Source organism: Xanthomonas sp. NCPPB 1128 (genome assembly GCF_001043115.1).
Taxonomy (GTDB): domain Bacteria; phylum Pseudomonadota; class Gammaproteobacteria; order Xanthomonadales; family Xanthomonadaceae; genus Xanthomonas_A.
In genome coordinates, this window is record NZ_LFME01000046.1 from 21,175 (window position 1) to 32,193 (window position 11,019).

Annotated in this window: 6 protein-coding genes and 1 pseudogene; 6 read left to right on the plus strand and 1 reads right to left on the minus strand. The window is 64.4% G+C overall.

Annotated elements, in window-relative coordinates; genetic code table 11:
* Nucleotides 1–249 precede the first annotated feature (249 nt).
* The 5 genes and pseudogenes from ACP93_RS21600 to ACP93_RS19510 all read left to right on the plus strand — a co-directional run.
* Nucleotides 250–351: pseudogene (locus tag ACP93_RS21600) on the plus strand (chemotaxis protein CheW); the annotation flags it as partial.
* Nucleotides 352–506: 155 nt separating this feature from the next.
* A complete protein-coding gene (locus tag ACP93_RS22380) occupies nt 507–5,438 on the plus strand; it encodes an RHS repeat-associated core domain-containing protein (RefSeq protein WP_228136097.1) in 4,932 nt (1,643 codons plus the stop codon).
* A gap of 7 nt (nt 5,439–5,445) precedes the next feature.
* A complete protein-coding gene (locus tag ACP93_RS21370) occupies nt 5,446–5,805 on the plus strand; it encodes an ankyrin repeat domain-containing protein (RefSeq protein WP_082143548.1) in 360 nt (119 codons plus the stop codon).
* Between the two features lie 361 nt (nt 5,806–6,166).
* Nucleotides 6,167–7,228: a glycosylasparaginase gene (locus ACP93_RS19505; protein ID WP_048492322.1), complete on the plus strand. Its 1,062-nt coding sequence runs from the start codon at nt 6,167–6,169 to the stop codon at nt 7,226–7,228.
* 14 nt (nt 7,229–7,242) lie between these two features.
* Nucleotides 7,243–7,962: a copper homeostasis protein CutC gene (locus ACP93_RS19510; RefSeq protein ID WP_048492323.1), complete on the plus strand. Its 720-nt coding sequence runs from the start codon at nt 7,243–7,245 to the stop codon at nt 7,960–7,962.
* A 267-nt stretch (nt 7,963–8,229) separates the two neighbouring features.
* Here the strand turns inward: ACP93_RS19510 and ACP93_RS19515 are convergent, their stop codons facing one another.
* Nucleotides 8,230–9,318: a sialidase family protein gene (locus ACP93_RS19515; protein ID WP_048492324.1), complete on the minus strand. Its 1,089-nt coding sequence runs from the start codon at nt 9,316–9,318 to the stop codon at nt 8,230–8,232.
* A 112-nt stretch (nt 9,319–9,430) separates the two neighbouring features.
* Here ACP93_RS19515 and ACP93_RS19520 point away from each other — a divergent pair, with 112 nt between their 5' ends.
* Nucleotides 9,431–10,807, plus strand: coding sequence for an alpha-L-fucosidase (locus tag ACP93_RS19520; RefSeq protein WP_082143549.1), 1,377 nt, complete (start codon nt 9,431–9,433; stop codon nt 10,805–10,807).
* The last annotated feature ends 212 nt before the right edge of the window (nt 10,808–11,019 follow it).

The window sequence follows — 11,019 nt, forward strand, 5'->3', positions numbered from 1 at the left end:
CCTAAAAACCGCTGCCTTCGGCGCCCTGGCCGCCGGGTTGGGCGGTGTGCGCCCGGGCGCGTGTGCTGCGACCAACAGGCCAAGACCGGCGTCAGTCCATTGCCACAGGCGCGCGTGGGTGATTTCGACTTGGGCTTCGGAGCCGCGGCCAACCAGGCGGCGTTGCGGGTTTTGTCGTGCGGCGGGGTGACGCTGGATTCGCTGGAGGGATGTCCGAAGCGGATTCTGAAAACCCGATCCTCTTTCGCCGGGGTGCACATGCGCGTGCTGCTGGGCGAGCAGAGCGCCTTGCTACCGGATCTGGAGGCGATCGAGGGGATGGTGGTGGAGCGGTTTGCGGCGGTCGGCTAAATCGGACAGCAGTCTTGCAACGGCATTGCTTCTGACTGCGTATCGCAACCATCCTGTCCGATGCTATGCACGCTTGAGCGAAGACCGCATCGGCTTGTTGCCAGTAGGTAGCGCCATCGTCTAGCATCGCTTCCCGTAATGACAAGGATTGTCGTATGCGTAACGTGCGTGCACCCGTTCGCTGTACTCTGTCGCTCAGGGATGACGCGATTGCCCGCGCTCGGGCATCCCACCTATTTGGTTTTCCGATAACTCTGCCGAGCCTTTGGCTGCAATTGGCGGCGCGCTGTTGTGCGTTGATCGGTCTGCGGCTGGACAGGCAGCCGCAGACCGCTGATTCGATTGGCTTGATGGATTTCTTGCAAGGAAGCGCGATGAACACGATGCGCCACGAACGTACCTCCGGCGGCGCCAGCCGCCTCGCGCTGGTAATGGCGCTGTTCTTTCTGTTCGTGGGTTCGGCGTTCGCCGAGACAGAAGGGCCGAAGCAGCAGTTTCTTGTCCGTGATGCGGAAGGAAATGATCACGGCACCTACTACACCCAGCCGCAGGCGGAGGCGGCGATCAAGGCGATTCCTGGGCCTCAGAATATGGAGGATGTGTACCAGTACGTCGATACGATCAAGGACACCGTCGTACAAGAAAGCGGGACAACCGTGATCACCTATTGGATGGGTCGTACCGAAGCCAGGGACGAAAACTGGACCTATCAAAGTTGGCAGGCGTCCAAGATCCCGACCGAAGACCAAGCTGCCGCCGTTCTTGCACAGGAAATCAGTGCTACCAGACCCAATTGCCCTTCGGCCTCGGTCGCACCAGAAGGGCCATGGGAGCTGTCGTTCGGTCCATATCCCGAGTATGACGCCGGCATTGAAGCGCAAAGCAGGCGGTATAGCGTTCGGACGTACTATGACGATTGCAGCGGCCCTAACGAATACACCACCTTCATGGGGCGTACGCGTCGCTCCGATTGTCCGAAACCCTATGCCACATGGCATATCAGCGACCAGGGCTGCACGAACAAGGAAATCTTCGCGACCATCGAAGTCTCGACACTTCAGTGTGAGAGACCGCAAGCGGGCGGCAACTCCGGAATGCGAGGCAACCCCTGCGACGTCAAGACCGGCGAGAAATTCCAGACCGAACGCGACGTGGATCTGGGCTGGATCACCCTGACGCGCTACTACCACTCCGGCATCGCACTGAATACCGGTGGTTTCGGTCCCGGCTGGACTTTCTCGCACAGCCTGCGCCTGACGATCCAGGGCGACGCGCTGGGCCTGGTGGAGGGCAGCGGCTACGCCGTGCCGTTCCGCAAGATGGGCTCCGAGTATCGCGCAGCCAATGCCTCGGGCGAACGCATCGTCGCCAATGGCGACCAGTGGGTGCTGTATCGCGAGGATGCGATCTACACCTTCGATGCCAAGGGCAAGCTGGTCTCGCGCATGGTCGAGGATGGCAGTGGGTGGGTGTACGGCTATAACGTACGTGGACGCTTGCAAAGCATCGCGTCGCTGCAGGGGCGCTCCATCGAACTGGTGTATGCCGACGACAATGACGACGCCCTGATCACCGGCATCGTCTCTGGTGGAGTGCGGCTAGCGAGCTACGGCTACGACCAGCAACGCCTGGTGAGCGTCACGTATGCCGATGGCAAGAGCCGGATCTATCACTATGAGGACGCACGCTTCCCGCGCCATCTGACGGGTGTGACCACGGAAGATGGCCAGCGCTTCAGCACCTTCGCCTACGACGAGGTTGGCCGGGCGATCTCCAGCCAGCACGCTGGTGGCATCGACGGCATCACCCTGGCGTACTCGGCTGCCGGTACTCGTGTCACCGATGCGCTGGGCGATGTCAACGATTACACGATGACCGAGGCGGGTGGTGCCTCGCCGAAGGTCGCCACCGTGACCAGGACCGACGGGACGCTGCAGTACAGCTACAACGACCAGTCCAGCGACTTCCGCCGCCGGCTGAGCAGCGTCACCGATCGCCGTGGTATCCAGACCCAGCACAGCTACGCCGAAGCGACCGAGAACGGTGTCGCGGTGAACATCCACACCGTACGCGAGGCGATCGGACAACCGCAGGAGCGCACCACGACGACGCGTACCGCGGCTGGCAGCAATCGCCTGCTGTCGGTGCAGACCGGCGGGCGCACCGTGTCCTACAGCTACAACGATCGCCTGCAGCCGGTGCAGATGACGAGCAGCGACACGGCTTCAGGCAAGCAGCGCACTATCACCTACAGCTACTGCGAAGCGTCCGACGTAGCCGCGACCGACAGCACCTGCCCGATCCTGGGCCTGCCCAAGTCGGTCGATGGCGCGCGCACCGACGTCAACGACATCACCAGCTTTACGTATTACCCCAGCGACGAAAGTAGCTGCGTCACGTCCGCGACCGCCTGCTCGCACCGCAAGGGCGACCTGTGGAAGGTGACCAACGCGCTTGGCCAGGTCACCGAGTACCTGGCCTACGACGGCGCCGGCCGCGTGCTGTCGGTGAAGGACGCCAATGGCGTGGTCACCGACTACACCTATCACCCGCGCGGCTGGCTGACCGCCAGCAAGGTGCGTGGGGCTGACGACAGCAGCGAGAGCGATGACCGCATCACCACGATCGACTATTGGCCGACCGGTCTGGTCAAGCAGGTGACCCAGCCCGATGGCGCGTTCGCCCGCTTCACCTACGACGCCGCGCATCGGTTGACCGATATCGCCGACAACGCCGGCAACACCATCCACTACACGCTGGACAATGCCGGCAACCGATCCAAGGAAGACACCACGGACGCGTCGGGCACGCTCAAGCGCACGCTCTCGCGGGTGTACAACCAGCTCGGCCAATTGGCGACGCAGGCCACCGCACAAGGTGATCCGACCGACTTCGGCTACGATCCCAACGGCAACACCAAGACCGTCACCGACGCGCTCGGGCATGCCACCCAGAACGACTACGACCCGCTCAACCGCCTGGCGCGGACGCTGCAGGACGTGGGCGGCATCGCCGCCGAAACCAAGTTCGGCTACGACGCGCTGGACAACCTGACCAAGGTCACTGACCCCAAGGGCCTGGACACCACCTACGCCTACAACGGCCTGGGTGACCTGACCAAGCTCATCAGCCCGGACACCAGCGCTACCACCTACACCTACGACAGTGCCGGCAATCGCGCCACCCAGACCGATGCGCGCAACATCAAGACCAGCTACGGCTACGACGCGCTGAACCGGCTGACCCAGGTCACCTATCCGACCACCAGCCTCAACGTCAGCTACATTTACGACGCCAGCCAGACCCCCTGTGCCAGCGGCGAGACCTATGGTGTTGGCCGCCTGACCCGGATGCAGGACGGCAGCGGCAGCACCGACTACTGCTACGACCGCTTCGGCGATCTGGTGCGCAAGGTGCAGACCACCAACGGCAAGGTGTTCGTGGTCCGTTACGCCTACACCAAGGCCGGACAGCTGAGTCGCATGACCTACCCGGACGGGGCCGTGGTGGACTACGTGCGCAACGCCCAGGGCCAGACCACCGAGGTTGGGGTGACCGCGGCCGGCGGCTCGCGCCAGATATTGCTTAAGCAAGCTACCTATTATCCGTTTGGCCCTGTCGCCAGCTGGACCTACGGCAACGGCCGCCCGATGCAACGGGTGTTGGATCAGGACTACCGTCCGTTGGCGATCAACGACACCCGCAGCGACGGGCTGGCGGTGGGCTTCGCCTTCGACCCGGTCGGCAATCTCAGTGCACTGACCGCGCCGGGCAACACTGCACCGGTGGTCAAACTGGATTACGACCCGCTGGGCCGGCTGACCGCGTTCAAGGACGGCCCGACCGATACGGTGATCGACGGCTATACCTACGACGCCACCGGCAACCGCCTCAGCGCCAAGGTCAACACCACCACCCAGACCTACACCTATCCGACCACCAGCCACCGCCTGAGCAGCGTGGCCGGTACCGCACGCAGCTACGACGCGGCCGGCAACACCACGGCCATCGGCGGCACCGCCGTGCAGTACGTCTATGGCGCCAATGGGCGGCTGACCCAGGTCAAGCGCAGCGGCACGGTGGTAGCGAACTACGCCTACAACGGCCGTGGCGAACAGGTGCGGCGGGTGGGCAAGACCAACGTCTACACGCTGTACGACGAGAGCGGCCACTGGCTGGCCGACTACGACAACAACGGCGCGGTCGTGCAGCAGGCGATCTGGCTGGACGACCTCCCGGTCGGCGTGCTGGCCAAGACCACGCTGCGTTATGTGCAGCCCGACCACCTGGGCACGCCGCGCGCCGTCATCGACCCGGTCCGCGACGTGGTAATCTGGCGCTGGGACCTGAAGGGCGAAGCCTTCGGCACCACCGCCCCGGACCAGGATCCGGACAAGGACGGAACCGCCTTCGTGTTCGACATGCGCTTTCCTGGGCAGCGTTACGACGCGCTGAGCGGGCTGAACCAGAATTACTTCCGAGACTACGAGCCGGGCACTGGTCGGTATGTGCAGAGTGATCCGATTGGGTTGGATGGGGGTATTAGTACATATGGCTATGTGGCTGGCGCTTCACTGATGTTAAGTGATGCCAGTGGGTTACAGGCTTTTGTCATTAGCTACGGACCGGGCATGACTGGCGCAGCTGGTGCCGCTGCGGCATATAACTCAAATAACATCGAGAATAAATACGACTTAAATAGCTGTGGGCCAAAGGTGACGGAGGAAAATGTTTCGTTCCTTATGAATTTATTTGAATTGGTCGGTCCACAAAGTGTGTTTAGCATCAAGGGGTTGCCCTGGATGGCCACTAACGCAGCTGTTGGGCGCGCACAGCAAGCGGTAGAAAGGCGGGAGTATAGTAGGGTTTGTAAGTCGCCAATACCGCCTACGGGCGATAAATGTAAGGACGCTCTTGCAAACCTCCAGCGTCTTAAGCAGTGCCTTCAATTGCGCGACGCTTTTAGTAAGAAATGGTTTAATGATCAGGATGCTGGGCACGTAATTGAGGTTGATAATACTCGAAGGGCAATCAAGAAGCTGGAGGATTTTATTGGTCGCAATTGTCCCGCAATGATCATTAATTGAGGTTGGCATGAAAGTAGAGGACGTTTTGTTGTTGTATAGAGATCTTCCTGAGTATGCTGGAATTGAATTGGATGGCGTAAAAAAGATCAGTCTGTTCGGCGACTATCCAATTAATGTTGCGGCAACGCGCGGCTCTGTGCGAGAAATGTCTGCTCTCTTTAATGCTGGTGCGAACCTTAATGCTTCTGGTGAGCATGGATATACACCTCTGCATAATGCGGTAGAGCAAGGCAATGTTGATGCGGTTAAATGGCTTTTAGAGAATGGCGCGGATAAAGGGCTGTGTAATTCCTCAGGTGAGACTCCAGCTGACCTGGCAACTATTTTGTGCGAGAATTTAATTGAGTCGATCTTGAATGCTTCGTGAGGTGTGTTTAGATATTTGATGTTGCCTTGATTACGGCCCTGCAGCACGCTTGAGGCCTCCATCGCCGGCTGACGTGGCATTGGCGAAAATGCTACCCATCGTCTTGGCAACCTCATCGACCAACTCTCCCAGCATCCGCGGCCAGCGCATCTCTATCTGGATTTTGATGGCTATGCACGCACTGTTATCATTTCTATGGATGAGTATTGATCTTCCGGTTAATCCTGCACGTCTGCAGGAGCATGCGCGGCAGGGAGCTCTGCAACGCCCAGCAGGTCGTTTAATCTCTTCCCACTCTGCCGCATGATGTAAGGCCACGCGCACCTCCTCCCGCGCGTCCTCCCAAAGCCGAAGCCTCCCCATGCCGCAACGCCGCCACTTCCTGAAAACCGCCGCCTTCGGCGCCCTGGCCGCCGGGTTGGGCGGTGTGCTTCCTGGCGCACGCGCCGCGGCCAAGATGCAGGCCAAGACCGGTGTGGGGCCGCTGCCAAACGGCGCTGCACGGGTGATCTCCACCTGGGACTTCGGCATCGCCGCGAACCAAGCGGCGTGGCAGGTGCTCTCCCGCGGTGGCGCGGCGCTGGATGCGGTGGAAGCCGGGGTGCGGGTGCCGGAGGCGGATCCGGACAATCACACTGTGGGGTTGGGCGGTTATCCGGACCGCGATGGGCGGGTCACGCTGGATGCCTGCATCATGGATCACACCGGTGGGTGCGGGTCGGTCGCGGCGCTGGAGGACATCGTGCATGCGATCTCGGTGGCGCGGCGGGTGATGGAGAAGACGCCGCATGTGATGCTGGTCGGCGATGGCGCGCTGCAGTTCGCGCTGGCGCAGGGCTTCGAGCGCACCAAGCTGCTGACGCCCGAATCGGAGCAGGCGTGGAAGGAGTGGCTGAAGACTTCCCACTACGCGCCCGAGGCCAATATCGAGAACCGCGCCTATCGCCGCGGCACGCTGCCCGGCGGCAAGGACAACCACGACACGATCGGCATGCTGGCGCTGGATGCGCACGGCAATCTGTCCGGCGCTTGCACCACCAGCGGCATGGCCTGGAAGATGCACGGCCGGGTCGGCGACAGCCCGATCATCGGGGCGGGGCTGTACGTGGACAACGAGGTGGGCGGGGCGACCTCCACCGGCGTCGGCGAGGAGGTGATCCGCAACGTCGGCAGTTTCGCGGTGGTGGAGATGATGCGGCAGGGCAAGAGCCCGGCCGAGGCCTGCCGCGAGGTGGTGATGCGCATCGTGCGGCGCAAGCCGCAGCTCACCCGCGACCTGCAAGTGGGGTTCCTGGCGATGAACAAGCGTGGCGAGGTCGGTGCGTTCGCGATCCAGCCCGGTTTCAGTTACGCGGTCTGCGATGCGCAGCGGCAGGACCTGCTGCTGCCTGGGCAGAGCCATTTCGCGGCGCCGGCGGCATGAGCGGGACGGTGCCGATGGGACTGGAAGTGGCCGCCGATGCGATCGGCTCGGCACTGGCCGCGCAGGATGGCGGGGCGATGCGGGTGGAGTTGTGCGGCGGCCTGGATGGCGGTGGGCTGACGCCGTCGTTCGGCACGCTGGCGGCGGTGCGCGATCGGTTGCGCATTCCGCTGTACGTGCTGATCCGTCCGCGGGTCGGCGATTTCGTGTTCGACGATGCGGAGGTGGAGGCGATGCGCCGCGACGTGGAGCAGTGCGTGCGCCTGGGCTGCGATGGGGTGGTGCTCGGTGCGCTGACCGCGGATGGTGAGGTGGACATGGCGACAATGCGCGAGCTGATCGCCGCGGCCGGTTCGCTCGGCGTCACCTTCCATCGCGCCTTCGATGTCAGTGCCGATCCACGGCGCGCGTTGGAAGACGTGATCGCGCTGGGTTGCGAGCGGGTGCTGACCTCCGGTGCGCGTGAGACGGCGGAAGAGGGTGCGGCGCTGATTGCCGAATTGGTGCAGCAGGCCGGTACGCGGTTGAGCGTGATGCCCGGGTCTGGCGTTACCGAAGCCAACCTGGCGCAGTTGCGTGCACGCACCGGCGCGCGCGAGTTCCATGGCTCGGCGCGTGGGCCGTTGGCGTCGCGGGCGCTGTCGCCGCATCCGCATGTGCGTAGCCTGGGCGGCGACCGCATGCAGACCGATGTGGCGCGGGTGCGGCGGATGGTGGCGTTGTTGGCGGAGTAGGGCGCCGCCGATGCGGTGGTGTGGGTGGAGATTGGGGGCGCGGTGCCGCGGCGCGATGACGAGATTTGCGTGTCGCGGCTGAAGCCGCTCCTACAGGAGACTGCGGTGGCGGCTGTCGGGCTATGTGTTTCAGCGGTTGCGTTGTGGACGCCGATGGGAACGCTTCGGTCGCGGCTGGAGCCGCTCCTACGAGGGGCGGCTGTCTGGGTATGCAGCTGCCACGGGCGTGCCACGGCTGATGGCGCGCTGCGCGCTGCCGCATCGCGGTCAGCGTGACGCACCCGCTGCGAGCGTCCCAGTCAACCGCTTCGGATCCAGCACCACATGCTTGATGCGCGTGCGCTTCCAGGTGTAGCTGATGTGCACCTGGCCGTCGCGGGTCTGGATCACCGCCGGATAGGAGAACTCGTCCTTGGGGCTGTCTTCCAGGGTCAGCACGCGGGTCCAGTGCAGGCCGTCGTCGGACAGGGCGACGGCGAGCACGCCGCGGCCGTCCCACCAGTCCTTGCCGGCCTGGGTGGGGTTGTAGACCAGCAGCGAGCGGCCGTCGGCCAGGACCACGGCGTCGGTGCCGGAATTGGGGTTGGCCAGGTCGAGCAGGGTCATCGGTTCCCAGGTGCGGCCCTGGTCGCGCGACCAGGTGCTGAACACGTGGTTCTGTTGGCTGCGGCCCACCGCCTGCAGGCGGCCGTCGTGGTGCAGCAGCACGCTGGGCTGGATCGCACCGATCCTGGCCGGGTCGTTCATCGCCGGGCCACGCGTCCAGTGCGCGCCGTTGTCGTCGGACCATTCCATGTGCGCCACCCAGCCGGCGTCCTCGCTGCTGCTGGGGCTGAGGATGCGGCCGCCGGGCAGTTGCACCGGCTTGTTCTTGATCGGGCCGAGGATGCCGGCGGGCAGGCGCTCGGGCGTGGACCAGTGCTGGCCGCCGTCGCTGGACGTGGTCTGCATGCCCCACCAGCGCTTCGGGTCGGGGCCCACCTTGTAGAACAGCCGCAGCGGTCCTTGCGCGGGCTGGAACAGTACCGGGTTCCAGGTCGGCAACGGTGTGCCCTGCGGCTGCGCACCGTCGGCCACGCGCTGCGCCGCCTGCCAGCCGTGCGCGTCGCGGCGCGCCACCCAGATGGCCACGTCGTCGGCGCCTTCGTGGCGGCCGCCGAACCAGGCCGCGAGCAGGCCGTCGCGGGTTTCCACCAGGGTGGAGGCGTGGCACTGCGCGGTCGGCGCCTGCGCGTTGACGAATTCGCTGTAGACGATGGGCGAGGGCGGCACCGGCGGCGGAGCGGCGGCGGCCGGACCGGCGATGGCGCGCACGGCGAACAGCGACAGCAGGGGAAACAGCGAAGGCGACATCATGTGGTACGGTCCTGGCCCGCAAACGGGGATACCTATTTATCATCAATTAAATACCATATGCTGACACCACTGGCAGCGCCGCCTGCCAGACCGACGATTGCGAGGATCCGCCATGCCGAACCGCCCGCTCTCTCCGCTCCGCTGGCTGGCCGCACTCGGCCTGACCGCCCTGGCCGCGCCGCCGCTGCGCGCCGAGAACTTCGCCGAGGTCAAACCCTCGCCGCAGCAAGTGGCCTGGCAGGATCTGGAATTCGGGGTGATCGTGCATTTCGGCACCAACACCTTCCTGGACCGCGAGTGGGGCGACGGCACCGCCAGCCCGAAGGTCTTCGCACCGGATCAGGTGGACCCGGCGCAGTGGACCCGCGCCTCCAAGGCGGCCGGCGCCAAGTACCTGATCCTGGTCGCCAAGCACCATGACGGCTTCGCGCTGTGGCCCACCGAAGAAAGCGCCTACTCGGTGAAGAACAGCCCGTGGCTCGGCGGCAAGGGCGACCTGGTGAAGATGACCAGCGAGGCCGTGCGCAAGGAAGGCATGGGTTTCGGCATCTACCTGTCGCCGTGGGACCGCCACGAACCCAAGTACGCCGATCCCAAGGCCTACGACAAGTTCTACGCCGCACAGTTGGTGGATCTGGCCTCGCACTACGGCCCGCTCACCGAGTGGTGGCTGGACGGCGCCGGCAGCGCCGGCCACGTGTACAACTTCGACAAGTACATGGAAGAGCTGCGCACCTACCAGTCCAATGCCATGGTCTTCGCCGACACCGCGCTGTTCGAATACGGTGACGTGCGCTGGGTCGGCAACGAGGCCGGGGTGATCGAAGGCGAGAACTGGAACACCATCGATCGCCACGGCTATCTGCGCTGGCGCCCGGTCGAGGTGGACACGCCGCTGCACAAGCTGCAGTGGTTCTGGCACCCGAACAGCGACCAGACGCTCAAGAGCGTCGACGAACTGGTGCAGATCTGGGAAGACAGCGTCGGCCGCGGCGGCCAACTGGTGCTGGGCATCGCACCGGACAAGCGCGGGATGCTGCCCGAGGCCGACGTGAAGCGGCTGGAGGAAATGGGCCAGGCGCTGCAGGCGCGCTACGGCGCCGACCGTAACCTGGTGCGCGGCCGGCTCAAGAACGACGACGGCATCGCCGCGGCGGTGGACGGCGACCGCGACACCTTCTGGAGCGCGCCGGACGGCGCGCATCACGCCACCCTGGAGCTGCAGTTCAAGCAGCCGGTGACCTTCGACACGGCCATGTCGATGGAATGGCTCAACGATGGCCAACTGGTGCAGAAATACGCGGTGGAAGTGTTCCGCGACGGCGCCTGGGTCAAGGTGGCGCAGGCGCAGGCGATCGGCCACATGAAGATCGATCACTTCCCCGCGGTCACCGCCTCGCGCGTGCGCCTGAACATCCTGTCCAGCGTCGATGCCGCGCACATCCGCGAGTTCCAGCTGTTCAACGTGGGCGCTGCTGCCACGCGTTGAATCCTGCCGCGGCGTAAGACCGGAGCCGTACCCGGCGTGTTGCCGGGTGCGGCTTTTTTGTTGGAGCCGTGCGCCGCGCTTGTAGCGAGGGCGCCGGTGTGCAGGCGCGGCAGTCCCGGCTCCGGCTGCCACGAAGACAGGCGAGTGCCGCCGGGCAACTCCCCTCTCCCCCGGGAGAGGGGGCGGGGTGAGGGGGCGGGGTGATGGTGACG